The sequence below is a fragment of the Bizionia saleffrena genome (assembly GCF_008086175.1).
GTDB classification, from domain to species: Bacteria; Bacteroidota; Bacteroidia; order Flavobacteriales; family Flavobacteriaceae; genus Bizionia; species Bizionia saleffrena.
Genome location: NZ_VSKM01000011.1, coordinates 46,291 through 64,366 on the forward strand (window position 1 = coordinate 46,291; position 18,076 = coordinate 64,366).

Consider the following 18,076-nt stretch of genomic DNA (forward strand, 5'->3'; position numbering starts at 1 on the left):
CTTTATAAATTAATTACCACTCCATATTTGGATAGGCAAGCTGCATGTACTGCATATTGCTTAAGATATAACCGAAATGTTCTGTGTGAATTCCTTTTTTACCGCCTTTTTGAAACCATTTCGATTCAGGTATTTTTAGAGTCGCTTCTTCTAAAACAGCGTTAACTAGCGAATAGTATTTAACTTTGAGTGCGGTTACATCGACACCAATTCCTTCAGCAACCATTGCTTTATCGGCCGCCGTTTGATGAAATAATTCGTCGGTGTAGGTCCATAATGAATCGATAGCTTCTTGCATTTTATCGTGACTCACGGTTGTACCGTCTCCTAAGCGTTTAATCCAATCTGTTGAAAAACGTTGGTGATAGCTTACCTCTTTAATTGATTTTTTAGCGATTGCAGTCAAGGTAATATCATGACTCTTTTGAAGCTCTTGTAAAAATAACAAGTGGTACACATCAAACAAAAACTGACGTGCCATTGTGTAAGCAAAATCTCTGTCTGGTTGCTCCACTAATAGTACATTTACATAATCGCGCTCTTTACGAAGAAAAGCAATGGTATCTTCGGTCGCATCACCGCCTTTTAGTTTTGCTGCGTATTGGTAATAACTTCTTACTTGGCCAAATAAATCTAAGGACATATTTGTACACGCGATATCTGTTTCTAAACTTGGCCCGTGCCCTGTTAGCTCGCCTAATCTTTGTCCTAGAATTAGGGAGTTATCTGCGATACCGAGAATATAATTATATAAGTTTTCGTTTTTCATATTTGCTTTCCACGACCGTGGGATTCTTTTTATTGAATGAGACTTCTCTTCCTATTTTAAAGTATTAAACTACAACCTCTCGACTGCGCTAACGGAGACACTTTAATTCTTAGTAGACTTTTTCTCGATGTTTGGTCCAGCGCAGTCGAGATCTTGATTGCCTCTAAAAACGTTTATTTAATTCGTGAGTTTCCCATTTTCGTGGGAATTGTAATTTAAAGCACGCTTACATTACATATATTTCACGTCGTCTGGAAGATCGTAAAAGGTAGGGTGACGATATACTTTATCTTGAGCAGGCTCGAATAACTCGCCGTTGTGCTCTGGATTTGAAGCCGTAATATCTTTAGATTCTACAACCCAAATACTTACCCCTTCATTTCTTCTCGTGTATACATCTCTTGCATTCTCAAGTGCCATTTCTGCATCGGCAGCGTGAAGGCTTCCAAAGTGACGATGTTCTAATCCGTTTTTACTGCGTACAAAGACCTCCCAAAGTGGCCAGTTTTTTGTTGACATAATTATATTTTTATTTGTGTAATGTTCTTTTAGCAGCGCTAAAGACATCGTACAATTTAAATTGCTTGTTTTATTTTACGTTCTGCTTTTTTCTCGGCGTGAGCCATTGCTGCATCGCGTACCCATTCGCCACCTTCCCAAGCGTCAATTCGCGCTTTCATGCGTTCTTTATTCATTGGACCGTGACCTTTTACTACTTGCCAAAATTCGTCCCAATTAATCTCTCCAAAATCATAACTTCCACGCTCTTCGTTCCATTTTAAATCGGGATCGGGGATGGTTAAACCAATTAATTCGGCTTGTGGTACGGTTTGATCTATAAATTGCTGACGTAGGTCGTCGTTAGATTTTCTTTTTAGTTTCCATTTCATAGATTGTTCGGTATGCACAGATTCGGCATCTGTAGGACCTAACATCATTAAACTAGGCCACCACCAGCGATTTAGTGCATCTTGCGCCATATCTATTTGTTCTGGTGTACCTTGGGTTAATTTTAGCATGATTTCGTAACCTTGGCGTTGGTGAAAACTCTCCTCTTTACAGACACGCACCATTGCGCGAGCATACGGCCCGAAGGATGTACTACATAAAGGTACTTGATTAATAATGGCTGCACCATCTACTAACCAACCAACGGCTCCCATATCTGCCCAAGTTACTGTGGGGTAATTAAATATTGAAGAGTATTTTGCTTTACCCGAGTGTAATTGCTCGTATAATGCGTCTCTAGAAATACCTAACGTTTCGCAAGCGGAATATAAATATAAACCGTGTCCAGCTTCGTCTTGTACTTTCGCTAACAAAGCGACTTTACGACGCAATGTTGGCGCTCGAGAAATCCAGTTACCTTCGGGTAACATACCTACAATTTCAGAATGTGCGTGTTGCGACATTTGCCTAATGTGAGTTTGACGGTATTTATCCGGCATCCAGTCCTTAGGTTCTATTTTTTCGTCTCTAGCAATGCGCTCTTCGAATTGCTTTTCTAAGTTTTTAATTTGTTCTTCACTCATTGTATTATAGTATTAGTGAATATTATCTTGGTATTGCGTTAAGGATTGCGGCGACATCCTTTTTTGTTTTTCTCAAAAAAGATATAGCGAAAAGCCTGACCCTTTAAGGTAACGCCCCAATTATTATTTTAAAAAAAATCACAAACTATTTTAGAGTTTATGATGCCTTATAATTAAGGTCTTATACATCGAAATCGACTACCACTTTATCTGTTGTTGGTACGGCTTGACAGCTTAATATGTAGTTTTGCGCCACTTCGTTATCGTCGAGGGCATAATTTACTTTCATTTCTACGGCACCTTCTTTAACTTGGCATTTGCAGGTGCTACATACGCCTCCTTTGCAGGCGAATGGCAAATCGGCTCCTGCAGCCAAAGCACCATCTAAGATGTTATCGAAATCGTCGTCCATTATAAAATGAAATTCTTTTCCGCCATCTATAATTGTAACTTGAGTGCCTTCTACTTTTTTATCTAAAACTTCGGCGATATGTTTATTTTCTTCTTCGCTACTACCAGAGAAAAACAGTTCATAATGAATTTTTTCTTTCGGTAATCCAGCAGCTTGTAACTCGTCGCTAATTAGAAAAATCATATCCTGAGGACCACAAATAAAAGCATGATCTGTATCTGGAACATCGATAAAAGTTTTGGTTAACACAGCCAACTTTTCTTTATCGAAACGGCCATTTAAAAACGGAATATCACGTTGCTCTTTAGTTAAAAAATAAAACACTTGAAATCTTCCAAAATACTCATTTTTAAGCTGTTCGATCTCTTCCTTAAAGATAATGGATTTTACGGTTCTATTCAAATAGAAGAGTTTAAATGTACTGTTTGGCTCGCTTTCAAGGTGTGTTTTTATAATTGACAGCATTGGTGTAATGCCACTTCCTGCAGCAAATGCAATATAGTTTTTTGCCGTTGCGGGATCGCAGTCTATATAAAACTCACCGTGAGGCGGCATTAATTGTAGCGCGTCGCCTTGTTTTAAAGTGTTAAAGGCGTAGTTAGAAAACACGCCGCCGCGAATGGTTTTTACGGCAACTTTCCATTGATTATCTAACGGACTTGAGCATAAAGAGTAGTTACGACGAATGTCTTCTCCGTTAATTTCTTTTCGTAAAGTTAAGTGCTGTCCTTGTTTAAATTTAAAAGTCTCTTTTAAATCTTCGGGAATATCGAAAGTAATGACCACTGTATCTTTCGTCTCCTTATATATATCTGCAACTTTTATGTTGTAAAAATCTGCCATATTGTATTCACTAATTTTAACTAACACCTGTTAGTTTAAGCACAAATTTACAAAATTATTTAATACCTAATTGTTAATGTTTACGAGTTAATACCTTTAATTAAAATATGACTTAGACTTTTAGATAGGCTATTTTTATCTAATGCTTCTTTTTTAGGAATCCAAAGGTATAACGAGCGCAAAGTAGACAAGAGGGAGAAGAGTATAATTTCTGGGTTTTCATCTACAATCTCTTTATGCTTTATGCCCGCTTTAATAATGTTTCTAAAATCTTCTTCGTAGCCATTTCTCAAGGTTAAATAATACTCTAGTTGGTCTTCAAGATGCATCCAATCGTTATTTAAAGATGCCATACCATAGGTATTTTCGCTGGCTATTTTAATATGTAACTCGACAATATCGGTTAATTTCTGGGCGGTAGCGGTATCGGCATTTTTAATGCTATTCATTTCATTGGTAAATTCTTCGGCTATAGAAATGATAATGGTATTAAGAAGCTCTTGCTTGGAATTGATATGATTATATAAGCTAGCCGCTTTAATCCCCAATGCTGTTGCTAAATCGCGCATTGTTACCGCACTATATCCTTTTTTCTTAAATAGTTTTGCTGCAGCTTTTACAATTTCGTCTTTTCGGTTTTGTGGCTTCATTTTAAAAGGTATGACTCTGTTTTGTTAAGATTATAATCAAACGTTAATCTTAATCTATGCGTAAGATTAATTTATAACTTTGTGTACTTACTTTAATGATAGAATTGACAACCGTTATGGACAGCAATATAAAAACAAATCCCTTAATTGATAAACTTCCGCCACATTTAAAGCAATTTATTAAACCACAAAATTACGCTGATTATTCGCCAATAAACCAAGCGGTTTGGCGCTATGTAATGCGTAAAAACGTGTCGTATTTAAGTAAAATTGCTCACGAATCTTATCTTAAAGGTTTGGAAATGACGGGGATTTCTATTGACGACGTGCCAAGTATGTATGGTATGAATAGGATTTTAAAGAATATTGGTTGGGCTGCTGTAGCTGTCGATGGATTTATTCCTCCAAATGCATTTATGGAATTCCAGGCGTTTAAAATTTTAGTAATAGCCTCGGATATTCGCCAATTAGAAAACATAGAGTACACACCAGCTCCAGATATTATTCACGAAGCGGCAGGCCACGCACCTATTATTGCGAACCCAGATTATGCAGAATATTTAAGACGTTTTGGTGAAATTGGATCGAAAGCAATCTTGTCGTCTCACGACAATGATATGTACGAAGCAGTGAGAAAACTCTCTATTTTAAAGGAAGCTGCCACGTCTAGCGCAGAAGAGATTAAAGAAGCCGAAGATTTAGTAAATACACTTCAGGATAAAAAGGTGCCCCTTTCTGAAATGGCTCAAATTAGAAATTTACATTGGTGGACTGTAGAATACGGATTGATTGGCTCCTTAGAAAATCCGAAAATTTACGGTGCAGGATTGCTATCTTCTATTGGAGAAAGCACATGGTGTATGACCGATAATGTGAAGAAAAAACGCTATAGTATTGCTGCTGCCGAGCAAGAGTTCGATATTACAAAACCACAACCGCAGCTATACGTTACTCCAGACTTCGCGTATTTAATGCAAGTTTTAGAAGAATTCTCGAATACAATGGCCCTAAGAAAAGGAGGCTTTAGAGGGTTGCAGAAACTTATAGACTCTAAGAAAATTGGCGCGATTGAATTGAATACAGGCTTACAAATTTCGGGTATATTTACCGAAATGATTACCGATGAAGACAACAACGTCGTGTTTTTTAAAACCGAAGGCCCTACAGCTTTAGCCAACCGCGAAAAAGAGTTAATTGGTTTGGGTACCGAAGGAAACCCTAATGGTTTTAGTTCTCCTATAGGCAAATTAAAAGATATTAGTTTAGCGATTGAAGATATGGGGCCACGAGATTTAAAAGCGTATAACTTTTATGATGGAAAACGTATTGCTTTTGAATATGAAAGTGGGATTTTAGTTGAAGGGCTTAATATTACAGGAATTAGAAATATCTACGGAAAACTGATTCTTATTGAATTTGAAGATTGCACGGTAACCTATAAAGAGCGCGTCTTATTTTCGCCCGAAGATGGTATTTTCCGACTTGCGGTAGGCTCGCGTATTGTCTCTGCGTTTGCAGGATCTGCAGATTATAGGTCTTACGATAATCTTTACCACGTATCGCTTACCGAAACTAGGAAAATTGAGAAAAGTGCTGCCGTTTTAGAATTAGAAAGCTTATATTCTACAATCAAAACGTTAAGAGCTAAAAACTCATTTAGCTTAGATACTATTAAAACAGTATTTAACACACTTAAAGACAACCATCCATTAGATTGGCTATTACCTATTGAATTGTACGAACTTCTCCATAAAACTGAAGCCGCAGAATTAAAAGAAAATATTATAGGGCACTTAGAAACGATTAAATTAGCTAAGCCTAAGGCCACTCATTTAATTGAAGATGGGGTAGCATTAATTAAAAAATAATAAAACACTATGGGACTTTTAGATTTTATTTTTGGAGCAAAAAAAAGAGAAGTACACGCTTTTCTGGATAACAACGCGGTAATATTAGATGTCCGCTCACAGCGCGAGTGGGATAATGGGCACATCGCAAATTCGGTGCATATTCCTTTAGACGAGTTAAATACGCGCGTCCAAGAAGTAAAAGCTCTAAACAAACCTATAATTACGTGTTGTGCTAGTGGTGTACGCTCGTCGAAAGCTGCAAAGTTTTTAAACTTAAATAATATTAGCGCTACAAATGGTGGTGGTTGGCTCGGTTTAAAAAGTAAATTATAATTTTAAATCCTTTAACGTTTCTTGTAATTTTTCGGGCGTTTCAATAATTGTTTCGTTGTATTGCAACGTCCAGCCCAAAGAATGCGTTAAAATATAAAACTTAGAGAGTTCGCTAATGAGTCTGTTTTTAGCATTCGCTTTTAAATCAGAATTTTCAATCTTTTTCATCAAAGCTCTATTTACTTTATCTTTAATGGCGTTATAATCTTTTGCTGCAAACGGGCTTAAAAAATCGGCTTGAATATCATAATATTCAAAATCGGGATAGATTTTAATTTCTTCTTCGGGAATATTTAAAATGTACAGCGTTTTATTTTCTTCATCTATTTTATATTCAATTTTGCTTAAATCGTACGCAACCGTAACTTCTGCATTTACAACAACGAGTGCTTTCTTTTCAACATTAATAAAGTTCCCAAATAATGCTTCAGATTTGTTGTAATTAAAAACCTGACTAAAATACCCTTCGGTAACCACCAATTTGCCCACATTTTTAAGTTGCTCTTGTATAAGTGCAGAATGTTCTTTTAAAATAATTTTATCTTCATTCTGGTCGCCACAATATTTAAAGGTGAGCACGACTACTAGCGTTATAACAACGCCAAAAATTAAATTTCGCATAAAACCAAGATAAGAAAACTTCTAGCTTCCATTATAAATTAGACCTAAAAAAACATCAGCAACACGAAGCAATTAAAAACTTGCAAGTTACTGATGTCCTAAATATAAATATGATTAATAGCAATATAAACATACAAAATTATGATTTCCGCTCACGAAAAAATCGATAAGCAGCAGTAAAAGTTGTTGAAAGGCTATAATTAAGAAAAACTAAAAAGACATAAAAAAAACATCAATACAAAAGTAATTAAAACTCTAAGTATTGATGTTCCTAATTGATTAATAGCCTTTTAAAGGTACACTTTATAATAGCACAATCCATAATTATTCGACAAACTGCTAATTAAATTGATAAACATCGAAGTCTCATAAAACGCATTAAAAATTAATGTTTAAGGACTGTAAATGAGCTATTTTACGCTGTAAATCTTCAAGAAATTTTAAATGAGCTTGAGAGGACGGGTTAAAAGGTTTGTGAATGAGTCCTTTTTGAACCGCGTCAATCTCTTTCATAATAGGTGTCGCTTTTGGTACAATCCAAGCGGATTGAAATTGCTCCCAAATATAATGCACAGCCATCATATTAGGATGCAAAAGGTCTTCATTATAAAAGCGGTAATCTCGAAGTTCGTCTATCATAATTTCGAAAGACGGGAAATAAGAGACTCTTTTATCGCTGTTAGACTCCGTTTTTAGAAGGTGATGAATAGCAGCAATTAAGTGCGATTTGCTTAATGTATTTTCAATAAAACCATCCTTTATATGGCGCACGGGAGATACGGTAAAAACAAACTGAACTTTAGGATTAATCGCCTTCACCTTACTAATAATAGTTTCTAAACTCTTAGTGATTTCGGCGATGGTTAATAAGCACTTCTCAAACTCCTTTTGTGGCACTTTATGACAATTAGCGACAATTACACTGCTTTCTTTTAACGCATATACCCAAGCCGTTCCTAGCGTGATTATAATATGAGAGGCTTTTTTAAGCTGATAATTGGTTAACTCCAATTTAGCATTTAAAGTGGCTAATACCCCTTCTTCCGAAGTGCAACTTAATTTTGAATGCGCATCGTAGCATTGCCAACGTTCATTGTAATAAAAAACATCGTCTTTTGTATATACTTTTTGCTGAAGTGCGTTAACTATGAGATTTTCAATCGCTTTGGGATGAAATAAAATCCCGAAGGGATTGGACGTATTTTGAAATTTAAAATAACTAAATTTCTCTGAAATATTTTCGGCAAAACAAGACCCAAATAGCACAACGTTAGACTCGTAATCGATAGGATTATCGGCTTTTTGTATTGGTATTTGGGTTTGAAGTTTCACTTTTTAATTTTATGATAGCTATTGAATATAGTTTTTAGCTTGGTAAAGCGCTTGCTCAATTCCTGCAGGGTTTTTACCTCCAGCAGTTGCAAAGAACGGCTGGCCACCACCACCACCTTGAATAAGCTTTCCTAATTCGCGAACCACTTGCCCCGCGTTAAGGTTGCGTTCTTTAACCAATTCCTTAGAAATATAACAGGTTAACATCGCTTTATCCGCTTCGGCAGTTGCGAATAATAAGAATAAATTTTTATGTTTACTTCCTAATTCAAAAGCAACATCTTTAATTCCCGAGGCATCTAAATCTATTTTTTTTGCCAAGAACTGAATCCCGTTAATTTCTGTAAGTTCATTCGCTAATTCACCTTTTAAATTCTTCGCTTTATCTTTTAGTAAGCTTTCAATTTGTTTTTTTAACGCCGTGTTTTCATCTTTCAAAGATTCTAAAGCTTTTACAGGCTTTTTGGCGTTGTTAAGCAAATCTTTCATTTCAAAAAACGCACGATTATTTTCAGAATAAAAGTCTTTCACCGCATCGTTGGTAATGGCTTCTATACGTCTTATTCCAGATGCGACGGCACCTTCTGATACTATTTTAAAATGCCAAATATCGGCAGTGTTTTTTACGTGTGTCCCACCACAAAGCTCCATAGATTGTCCGAAACGAATAGTACGCACTGTATCGCCATATTTTTCACCAAACAAAGCTACTGCCCCTTGTTCCAAGGCTTTTTCCATTGGTACCGATCGGTGTTCTTCTAAATCCAATTTACCTTCAATTCTTGCATTCACAAAATCTTCAACATCGCGTAATTGCTCTGGTGTTACTTTTGAAAAATGAGAAAAGTCGAAGCGTAAATATTTTGAGTGTACTGCACTCCCCTTTTGCTCTACGTGCAGGCCTAAAACTTCTCTTAAACCTTGATGTAGTAAGTGTGTTGCTGTGTGATTACATTCGGTGCGAGAGCGTTGTTTTGTATCTACTGCCGCCGTAAACGCGGCGTTTAAATTAGAAGGCAAATTTTTAGAAAAATGAATGATTACGTTATTTTCCTTTTTAGTATCAAGAATATAAACAACATCACCTTTGGCGTCTTCTAAATATCCTTTATCACCGACTTGGCCACCACCTTCAGCATAAAAAGGGGTTAAATTAAACACTAACTGATACATCTCTCCTTCTTTTTTAGAGGTTACTTTTCTGTATCGTGTAAGTTTAACTTGGGCTTCTAAGTGGTCGTATCCTACAAATTCTTCAACGGCATCTTCTATTAAAATGATCCAATCTTCGGTAGACATTTCACTGGCAGCACGCGACCGTTGTTTTTGTTTTTGTAATTCTTCGTTAAATCCTTTTTCGTCTAATTCCAATCCTTTTTCAGATAAAATTAGAGCGGTTAAATCTATCGGAAAACCATAAGTATCGTATAATTGGAACGCTTTATCTCCAGAAACTTCCTTTCCTTTTGTGGTCTCAATAATTCTATCTAGCAACACTAAGCCTTGATCTAACGTTCTTAAAAAAGACGTTTCCTCTTCCTTTATTACATTTTCTATTAACTGTCTTTGGCTTTTAATTTCGGGGAACGCGTCGCCCATTTTTTTACTTAAAACGCTTACTAATCTGTAGATAAACGGTTCTTTTTTATCTAAAAAGGTAAACCCGTAACGTATAGCACGACGTAAAATTCTACGAATGACATAACCAGCCCCCGTATTACTAGGTAACTGCCCGTCGGCAATAGAAAACGCCACAGCACGAACGTGATCAGAAATTACACGAATTGCAATATCGATTTCCGCGTCTTTACCATACTCTGTATCAGTAATAGTTTCAATCTCACGAATAATAGGCGTAAAAACATCGGTATCGTAATTAGATTTCACGTCTTGTAACACCATACACAAACGCTCGAATCCCATTCCTGTATCGATATGTTTATTTGGTAACACCTCTAGAGAACCATTGGCTTTACGGTTGTATTGCATAAATACCAAATTCCAGATTTCTACCACTTGTGGATGATCTTGATTTACAAGGTCTTTACCTGAAACTAATACTTTTTCTTCTGGGGTACGAATATCGACGTGAATTTCGCTACACGGGCCGCAAGGGCCTTGATCGCCCATTTCCCAGAAGTTATCCTTTTTATCCCCCATTAAAATACGGTCTTCAGGAATAATTTCTTTCCATAAATCGTACGCCTCTTGGTCCATTTCTAGAGCATCGCCATCGTTGCTACCTTCAAAAACGGTAACATATAGTATGTCTGGATCTATTTTGTAAACGTCTATTAAAAGCTCCCAAGCCCACGCAATCGCTTCTTTTTTAAAATAATCACCAAAACTCCAATTCCCCAGCATTTCAAATAACGTATGGTGGTAGGTATCGTAACCTACTTCCTCTAAATCGTTATGCTTACCCGAAACACGTAAACATTTTTGCGAATCGGTTAAGCGGGTGTTTTTTGGTTTTGCATTTCCTAAAAAATATTCTTTAAAAGGCGCCATTCCCGAATTAACAAACATTAAGGTAGGGTCATCTTTTAAAACCATTGGTGCAGATGGCACAATACTGTGTTTTTTATCTTCGAAAAAACGTAAATAGGTAGAGCGAACGTCTTGAGATTTCATAATGTATCTAGTATTCTTACTTCTGTTAAATTACTATTAACAGTAAATTGTTTTTAATTTTTATCCCTTAAATTTATCTCTTAAATTTCAAGGGAGCTTACCTACAATTATACTAATATCAAAAATATTACGATAATATTTTTGTAGGTTTGTTCGTTAACTAATCAATTAAACTCTTTTTTTTAATTGATTAGCATTGCAAAAATAGCATAAATTAGATAATGAGTAAGGTAAAATATTATTATGATTCAGATACATTATCGTATCGCAAAATAGAACGTAAAAAAAGACGTACAATTAAGTATGCCTTGTTTTTTTTATTTGCCGCTGCACTGTTCGGTTTTGTGGTTGTTTTTATAGGAAGTCAGTACTTAGAATCACCCAAAGAAAAAGCCTTAAAACGCGAATTAAGTAATATGCAGATTCAGTTTAATTTACTGAATAAAAAAATGGACGACGCAGAAACTGTTCTCGCCAACGTAGAAGATAGAGATAATAATATTTACAGATTATATTTTGAAGCTAACCCCATCCCTGAAGAGCAGCGAAGAGCCGGTTTTGGAGGTGTAAATCGATATTCGAAATTACAAGGTTACGATAATTCTAAAATAATTACAGAAACAAGTAAACGTTTAGATGTCTTACAAAAACAGATTGTAGTGCAGTCCAAGTCTTTAGACGAAATTGTACTTTTAGCCGAAGAAAAAGAAAAATTCCTGGCTACTATTCCTGCTATTCAACCGGTAAAAAACGAAGATTTAGCACGCGTAGCTTCAGGTTATGGTTATAGAACTGATCCTTTTACAAAAGCAAGAAAATTTCATTATGGTATGGATTTCACGGCCTCTCGAGGGACTCCTATTTATGCGTCTGGAGATGGTGTCGTGATTAGAGCCGATAATAACTCAACAGGTTACGGTAATCATATTAGAATAGATCACGGTTATGGATACGTCTCTTTGTATGCGCATATGTATAAGTACAATGTAAGAAAGAACCAGAAAGTACAACGCGGCGATATTATTGGATTTGTAGGCAGCACTGGTCGCTCTGAAGGCCCACACTTACACTATGAAATTTTTAAGGATGATGAACGCATCAACCCTATTCATTTTTATTATGGCAGTTTAACAGCCGAAGAGTTTGATAAACTTCTCGAGCACGCTTCATTAGAAAATCAATCTTTAGATTAATGCATATAGAACTCTCAGAAAAACGCTATTACGCCATTGGCGAAGTAGCCAAAGCATTTAAGGTGAACACCTCATTAATTCGGTTTTGGGAGAAAGAATTTGATGTGTTAAAACCAAAGAAAAATGCCAAAGGAAATCGTAAGTTTACACCCGAAGATATAGAGCATTTAAAATTTATTTATCATCTTGTAAAAGAAAGAGGTTTTACGCTTGAAGGTGCCAAAACACACATAAAAGATGAACGCAGACAAACACTTTCGACTTATGAAATAATTAGTAAATTAGAAGGTGTAAAAAACGAACTTATTAAACTAAAAAACCAACTTTAAAACTAACTATTATGAAAAAATGGCTTATCCCTGTAATTATTTTAGGAGTACTTGTTGTAGTATTCTATTCTTGGGGAAAAAACTTTAATAACACAGCTATCGATTTAAAAGAATCGGCTACCAAATCTTGGGGTAATGTAGAGAGTAGTTACCAACGTAGAAACGACCTTATAGGGAGTTTAATAAAAACAGTGCAAGGTGCTGCAGATTTCGAGAAAAGCACTTTAGAAGCTGTTATTAATGCACGTTCTAAAGCAACCTCAGTAACAATCGACCCTTCGAATATTACACCAGAACAATTGCAAAAATTTAACCAAGCGCAAAGCGGAGTAAGTAGTGCATTATCGCGCTTATTAGTCACTGTAGAGCGTTATCCCGATATTAAAGCTAACCAAAACTTTTTAGAATTACAGTCGCAATTAGAAGGAACCGAAAATAGAATTAATGTAGCGAGAGATCGTTTTAACGAAGCAATCGAACCGTATAACAAGCATGTTAAACGTTTCCCTAATTCTATTTTAGCGGGAATTTTTAACTTCGAACCAATGGATTACTACAAAGCTGAAGCAGGAAGTGAGAAGGCTCCGGACGTAGATTTTGATTTTAAATAAAATATGCCAAATACAACTGAAGCTTTTTTAACACCAAGTGAAGAAAAAGAAATTGTAGCCGCTATTCGGGTTGCAGAAAAACAAACCTCTGGAGAAATTAGAGTACATATAGAGAAGACCTCTAAAGGCGCCATTGAAGATCGCGCTTTAGAAGTGTTTTCCGAACTAAAAATGCACAACACAGCACAACGTAACGGCGTGCTAATTTATGTTGCTGTAGACGATAGAAACTTTGCGATTTACGGTGACCAAGGTATTAATGCTGTCGTTACAGAAACGTTTTGGGACGATACCATATACAGTATACAAACACATTTTAAGAATGGTAAGTTTAAACAAGGTTTAATCGACGGTATTTTAAAAGCAGGAGAGCAGTTACAAGGGTATTTCCCTTGGGATGATACCGATAAAAACGAACTCTCAGATTCTATTTCTAAAGGTTAAAAAACACTATGTTCGATTCTCTATCCCGTAGATTTCATTTAAAATCATTGAAAAAAAGCGCACTATTCTTAGTCTTTGCTTTATGTTCAATCTCACTCACTTTTGGACAGTTCGACATTCCAGAAAAGCCCCCTTTAAAAGACGGCGGACAAACGAGTGTTTACGACTATTCCGATTTACTATCACCAAATGAGAAAAGCACTTTAGAAACTAAACTTATTAAATATTCTGATAGCACATCAACACAAATCGTGGTTGCTATAATTGCCTCGACTGAAGGCGAATATATTAATTATCTCGGCGCTAATTGGGCTCAAGAATGGGGTATTGGAGATGCTAAAAAAGATAATGGAATTTTTATTTTACTAGCACGAGACGACCGTAAAATAGGAATAAGTACAGGAAAAGGGACAGAGCATTTAATGACCGATGCAATGTCCAGACGTATTATAGAAATAGATATTATACCCTTCTTTAAACGCAACGATTATTACGGCGGATTAAACCGCGGTGCCGATGCTATTTTTGAGGTTATGCAAGGCGAGTATACTGGAACGCGAGAAACCGCCTCAAAAGAGGGATTCCCTGTTGGTTTAATGTTTTTCTTATTCATTGTATTTATTGTCATCATAGCTTCTATTTCTAAAAATAAAAGAGGCGGTGGCGGTGGAAACCATTCTAACAGACCTAGTATTCTCGATGCTATTATTTTAAGCAGCGCTGGACGCGGCGCCTTTGGCGGCGGTGGATTCGGTGGTAGCTCCGGCGGAGGCCTTGGTGGCGGAGGCGGCTTTGGTGGCGGTTTTGGTGGTGGTGGTTTTGGTGGTGGTGGAGCTTCGGGCGGCTGGTAAAACTTATTGCCTTTTAGAAATAATTTCACTATTTCAACTTCTTTAGCGTAATAAAAGCTCTATAAAATTTAGCCTTTTAGCAACGAAGCCAATTACAAATTATAGGAAATGCTCTTTATCTCTTATGAGATAACATTAAAACACTGTCCAAATTGCGGACAAACTTACCATACTAAAAGACTTTCGAGTGTTTCAATTTTAGAGGCCTTAATTAATAATATATTTTCATTAGAGCAATCTTTTCTTAAAACATTAAAGTAGAGTTACTAAATCCTAGCATCTTACCGTTCAGATTACTGGAATGGATTTAGAGGCTAATACTATAGTCCTATTAAATTCTTAACTGTCGCTGCATTATTCTTTTTGTTACCTTTTTTGTTGGTGGACGATTTTCTAAGAATTACAGTAACCAATACGATTTCTGTACATTTTACTTTTCTGTTTCTAAACATAATATTCTTCTCTTTAATCGCTTTTATTGTTTATAAAAAACAGAAGAAGAATTATATTAAACTTAAAATCAATTATTTATAACGTTAGTCTCTGGTCTATTCTTTTTGTTCCAATTTCAATATTTCTAGAGTTAATAAAAGTCGAAAACAATTATCAATTAATAATTATATTTTTTCATCTTAAGTCTTATGCAAAGAATATAGAGTATCACTTTAAGTCTACTTATTCTTTTTCTATCTCTACTTTTGCTAGCGTAATGTTTATAAATTGAAGCTCTAACACTTCAGCATAAAACAAAAAAAACAGCATATGGCTATGCTGTTCTTATTTATTCTTTAAAACTTAAGACGGTTTCTAAAAGGCGTGTATTTCGTTAATTGTTTAAACTACTCGAGCAAAAAACTTTTATAAACTCTTAACATTTGAAATTATATTTATTTCTTTCTCAAGTAAACGCTTATCGGCACCCCTTTAAAATCATAAAGCTCTCTTAGCTTATTCTCTAAAAAACGTTTGTAAGGATCTCTTACATATTGTGGTAAGTTACAGAAAAAGGCAAATTGCGGTTGCGGCGTTGGCAACTGCATAATATATTTAATTTTAACGAATTTCCCCTTGTATGCTGGCGGTGGATAATTCTCTATAATTGGTAAGAACGTGTCGTTAAGAACGCTTGTTTTAATTTTTTTAGTCCGGTTTTGGTAAACCTCAACAGCTGTTTCTATTGCTTTATAGATACGTTGTTTAGTTAACACAGATATAAATACTATGGGCACATCAGTAAAAGGTTCCATTTGCTTACGGATTACTTTTTCGAATTCAATAGTCGTTTTGTGATCTTTTTCTACTAAATCCCATTTATTAACTAAAACCACAATTCCTTTTCTATTTCTTTGAGCTAACCAAAAGATGTTTTGTACCTGTCCATCAAAGCCGCGTGTTGCATCTAAAATAATAAGACAAACATCACTATGCTCGATCGCGCGTACACTTCTCATTACCGAGTAGAATTCTAAATCTTCTTTAACTTTAGACTTTTTACGAATTCCGGCCGTATCGACTAAATTAAAATCGAATCCGAAACGGTTATATTTTGTATCTATAGAATCTCTAGTTGTTCCTGCAATATCAGTAACGATATAACGGTCTTTACCAATAAGGGCATTTATAAATGAAGATTTACCGGCATTTGGTCGGCCTACAACAGCAAAACGTGGGAATGCTTCCCCTTCTTCCTCTTCTTGCTCTACTTTCTCTGGAAGAACTTTAACAAGAGCATCTAATAAATCACCTGTTCCACTTCCGTTTATACTAGCAATAGTAAAGTATTCCCCTAATCCTAAAGAGAAAAATTCTACGGCATCTTCTGCACGCTTATTATTATCGACTTTATTAACGACTAAAAATACTGGTTTTTTTACTTTGCGCAATAATTCAGCAACCTCTTCGTCCATACCAGTGACACCAGACTCTACATCTACCATAAAAATAATAATATCGGCTTCTTCGATAGCTAAAATTACTTGTTTATCGATTTCAGCTTCAAAGACATCGTCACTTCCTTTAACATAACCACCGGTATCTATTAAAGAAAACTCTCTACCATTCCAATCGCTTTTTCCATAGTGACGATCTCTTGTTACACCACTAACGGCATCAACAATGGCTTCACGTCGTTGAATTAAACGATTAAAAAACGTCGATTTCCCAACGTTTGGTCTTCCTACTATAGCTACTATATTACTCATGGTTTCAAATTATTTTGCAAAGATAGTGTTTTGGTGTCAAGAAAAAATACTATTTTAATCTCATTATTAAAAGATTATGAATAAAAACATAAATGATGTGGTTTTGCGCCCGCGTTTTAAAAGGCAACTCAACACTAGTAAGTCCTTGATTTTAGATGCTTTTGAAACTATAGGTTCTCAAAAAACGGAATTTATCGTTTCGCGGATCGAGGACCACGTATTTATTAAATTACCAAAAGCTAAGCAACAATTTTGGTCGCCACAGTTACATTTAGAAATAAATGAAGTTGATGAGAAAAACAGTCGGCTGTATGGTTTATTCGGGCCTAACCCAACAGTATGGACGCTCTTTATGTTTTTACATTTCGCTGTCGCCGGTTTATTTATCGCTTTTGCCATTTGGGCTTACTCTAACGCTTCATTAAACACCGACTACCAATTACAAATTTGGGGTATGTCCTTTATGGTAATTGTTTGGTTTGTATTGTACTTTGCCGCAAGGGTAAGTAAATCTTCTAATCAGGCTGAAATGAATGCACTTTACCGTTTTATGAAAGATGTGTTACAGACAAAGGTCTAAACCTCCTTATTTATTATAACCAAATCGTTTTAATTGAGTTGAATTAGAACGCCAGTTTTTATTTACTTTTACATACAGTTCTAAATGAATTTGCTTACCAAAGAATTTTTCTAAATCCTTTCTAGCTTCAACTCCAACGCGTTTTAAGGCACTTCCTTTATGACCAATGATAATTCCTTTTTGTGTTTCGCGTTCTACCATAATCACTGATCGGACACGAATAATCTTTTCCTCTTCAAAAAATTCTTCGGTGTCTATTTCAACAGCATAAGGAATTTCTTTTTTGTAGTGTATTAAAATTTTCTCTCTAATCGTTTCATTTATAAAGAAACGCTCTGGCTTATCCGTTAACTGGTCTTTAGGATAAAACGCTGGAGATTCTGGAAGCAACTCGATAATTTTATCGAACACTTCTTTTACATTGAACCCTTCTAAAGCCGAGATAGCAATAATTTCGGCATTCGGCACTTTTTCTGCCCAAAGCTGAACTTGCTCTTCTAATTCCTCTTGATTGGATTTGTCAATTTTATTAAGTAACAATAAAACCGGGATTTTAGCACTGATGATTTTATTAAAAAACGATTCATCCTTCAGTTCTTTTTCACCAATTTCCACCATATAAATAAGTAAATCGGCATCTTCGAAAGCAGACTTTACAAAATCCATCATAGACGCTTGAAGCTGGTATGCAGGTTTTATAATACCTGGAGTATCACTTAAAATTACCTGAAAATCCTCACCATTAACAATTCCTAAAATTCTATGACGCGTTGTTTGCGCCTTAGAGGTGATGATCGATAATTTTTCGCCCACGAAGGCATTCATTAAAGTAGATTTCCCAACATTAGGATTTCCAATAATATTTACAAAACCAGCTTTATGCATACTTTT

At 35.6% G+C, this 18,076-nt stretch carries 18 protein-coding genes; 8 read left to right on the plus strand and 10 right to left on the minus strand.

Translation table 11 applies throughout. The annotated features are described in order from the left end of the window. Positions 1-13: 13 nt before the first annotated feature. From paaC to ES676_RS11210, 5 genes are all read right to left on the minus strand, one after another. A complete protein-coding gene (gene paaC, locus ES676_RS11190; RefSeq protein ID WP_148370419.1) occupies positions 14-769 on the minus strand; it encodes a 1,2-phenylacetyl-CoA epoxidase subunit PaaC in 756 nt (251 codons plus the stop codon). Positions 770-1,000: 231 nt separating this feature from the next. Then, the gene (gene paaB / locus ES676_RS11195) at positions 1,001-1,288 is read right to left on the minus strand and encodes a 1,2-phenylacetyl-CoA epoxidase subunit PaaB (RefSeq protein WP_148370420.1); all 288 of its coding nucleotides are present in this window, start codon (positions 1,286-1,288) and stop codon (positions 1,001-1,003) included. Positions 1,289-1,344: 56 nt separating this feature from the next. Beyond that, positions 1,345-2,301, minus strand: coding sequence for a 1,2-phenylacetyl-CoA epoxidase subunit PaaA (gene paaA, locus ES676_RS11200; RefSeq protein WP_148370421.1), 957 nt, complete (start codon positions 2,299-2,301; stop codon positions 1,345-1,347). 181 nt (positions 2,302-2,482) lie between these two features. Next, positions 2,483-3,556: a 1,2-phenylacetyl-CoA epoxidase subunit PaaE gene (gene paaE, locus ES676_RS11205; RefSeq protein WP_148370422.1), complete on the minus strand. Its 1,074-nt coding sequence runs from the start codon at positions 3,554-3,556 to the stop codon at positions 2,483-2,485. An 80-nt stretch (positions 3,557-3,636) separates the two neighbouring features. Continuing rightward, on the minus strand, positions 3,637-4,206 hold the full coding sequence (locus tag ES676_RS11210; RefSeq protein ID WP_148370423.1) for a TetR/AcrR family transcriptional regulator: 570 nt from the start codon (positions 4,204-4,206) through the stop codon (positions 3,637-3,639). 116 nt (positions 4,207-4,322) lie between these two features. Here ES676_RS11210 and ES676_RS11215 point away from each other — a divergent pair, with 116 nt between their 5' ends. Together ES676_RS11215 and ES676_RS11220 are read left to right on the plus strand one after the other, a co-directional pair. After that, positions 4,323-6,074 carry an aromatic amino acid hydroxylase gene (locus ES676_RS11215; protein ID WP_148370463.1) on the plus strand — a complete coding sequence of 584 codons (1,752 nt, stop codon included), beginning with the start codon at positions 4,323-4,325 and terminating at the stop codon, positions 6,072-6,074. Positions 6,075-6,083: 9 nt separating this feature from the next. Continuing rightward, positions 6,084-6,389 (plus strand): rhodanese-like domain-containing protein, encoded by a 306-nt coding sequence (locus ES676_RS11220; protein ID WP_148370424.1) that lies wholly within the window; start codon positions 6,084-6,086, stop codon positions 6,387-6,389. Here the strand turns inward: ES676_RS11220 and ES676_RS11225 are convergent. The 3 genes from ES676_RS11225 to alaS form a co-directional block, all read right to left on the minus strand. Further along, positions 6,384-7,010, minus strand: coding sequence for a DUF4230 domain-containing protein (locus ES676_RS11225; protein ID WP_148370425.1), 627 nt, complete (start codon positions 7,008-7,010; stop codon positions 6,384-6,386). The two genes, ES676_RS11220 and ES676_RS11225, sit on opposite strands and share 6 nt — an antisense overlap. A gap of 378 nt (positions 7,011-7,388) precedes the next feature. Continuing rightward, the gene (locus ES676_RS11230; RefSeq protein WP_148370426.1) at positions 7,389-8,342 is read right to left on the minus strand and encodes a GSCFA domain-containing protein; all 954 of its coding nucleotides are present in this window, start codon (positions 8,340-8,342) and stop codon (positions 7,389-7,391) included. Between the two features lie 18 nt (positions 8,343-8,360). Beyond that, positions 8,361-10,976: an alanine--tRNA ligase gene (gene alaS / locus ES676_RS11235; RefSeq protein ID WP_148370427.1), complete on the minus strand. Its 2,616-nt coding sequence runs from the start codon at positions 10,974-10,976 to the stop codon at positions 8,361-8,363. Between the two features lie 221 nt (positions 10,977-11,197). Here alaS and ES676_RS11240 point away from each other — a divergent pair, with 221 nt between their 5' ends. The 5 genes from ES676_RS11240 to ES676_RS11260 are packed head-to-tail and all read left to right on the plus strand — an operon-like array spanning position 11,198 to position 14,404. Next, positions 11,198-12,169: a M23 family metallopeptidase gene (locus ES676_RS11240; RefSeq protein ID WP_148370428.1), complete on the plus strand. Its 972-nt coding sequence runs from the start codon at positions 11,198-11,200 to the stop codon at positions 12,167-12,169. Further along, positions 12,169-12,498: a MerR family transcriptional regulator gene (locus ES676_RS11245; RefSeq protein ID WP_148370429.1), complete on the plus strand. Its 330-nt coding sequence runs from the start codon at positions 12,169-12,171 to the stop codon at positions 12,496-12,498. Before ES676_RS11240 ends, ES676_RS11245 begins: the two co-directional genes overlap by 1 nt. An 11-nt stretch (positions 12,499-12,509) precedes the next feature. Beyond that, positions 12,510-13,109 carry a LemA family protein gene (locus tag ES676_RS11250; RefSeq protein ID WP_148370430.1) on the plus strand — a complete coding sequence of 200 codons (600 nt, stop codon included), beginning with the start codon at positions 12,510-12,512 and terminating at the stop codon, positions 13,107-13,109. Between the two features lie 3 nt (positions 13,110-13,112). Further along, the gene (locus ES676_RS11255) at positions 13,113-13,553 is read left to right on the plus strand and encodes a TPM domain-containing protein (RefSeq protein ID WP_148370431.1); all 441 of its coding nucleotides are present in this window, start codon (positions 13,113-13,115) and stop codon (positions 13,551-13,553) included. A gap of 8 nt (positions 13,554-13,561) precedes the next feature. After that, entirely contained in the window at positions 13,562-14,404 is an 843-nt protein-coding gene (locus tag ES676_RS11260; protein ID WP_148370432.1) for a TPM domain-containing protein, read from the plus strand. Positions 14,405-15,291: 887 nt separating this feature from the next. Here the strand turns inward: ES676_RS11260 and der are convergent. Next, positions 15,292-16,605 carry a ribosome biogenesis GTPase Der gene (gene der / locus ES676_RS11265; protein WP_148370433.1) on the minus strand — a complete coding sequence of 438 codons (1,314 nt, stop codon included), beginning with the start codon at positions 16,603-16,605 and terminating at the stop codon, positions 15,292-15,294. A gap of 76 nt (positions 16,606-16,681) precedes the next feature. On the opposite strand from der, the gene ES676_RS11270 reads away from it, so the two are divergent. Beyond that, entirely contained in the window at positions 16,682-17,185 is a 504-nt protein-coding gene (locus ES676_RS11270; protein ID WP_148370434.1) for a GTP-binding protein, read from the plus strand. A gap of 6 nt (positions 17,186-17,191) precedes the next feature. Here the strand turns inward: ES676_RS11270 and era are convergent, their stop codons facing one another. Further along, on the minus strand, positions 17,192-18,070 hold the full coding sequence (gene era, locus ES676_RS11275) for a GTPase Era (RefSeq protein ID WP_148370435.1): 879 nt from the start codon (positions 18,068-18,070) through the stop codon (positions 17,192-17,194). Positions 18,071-18,076 lie beyond the last annotated feature (6 nt).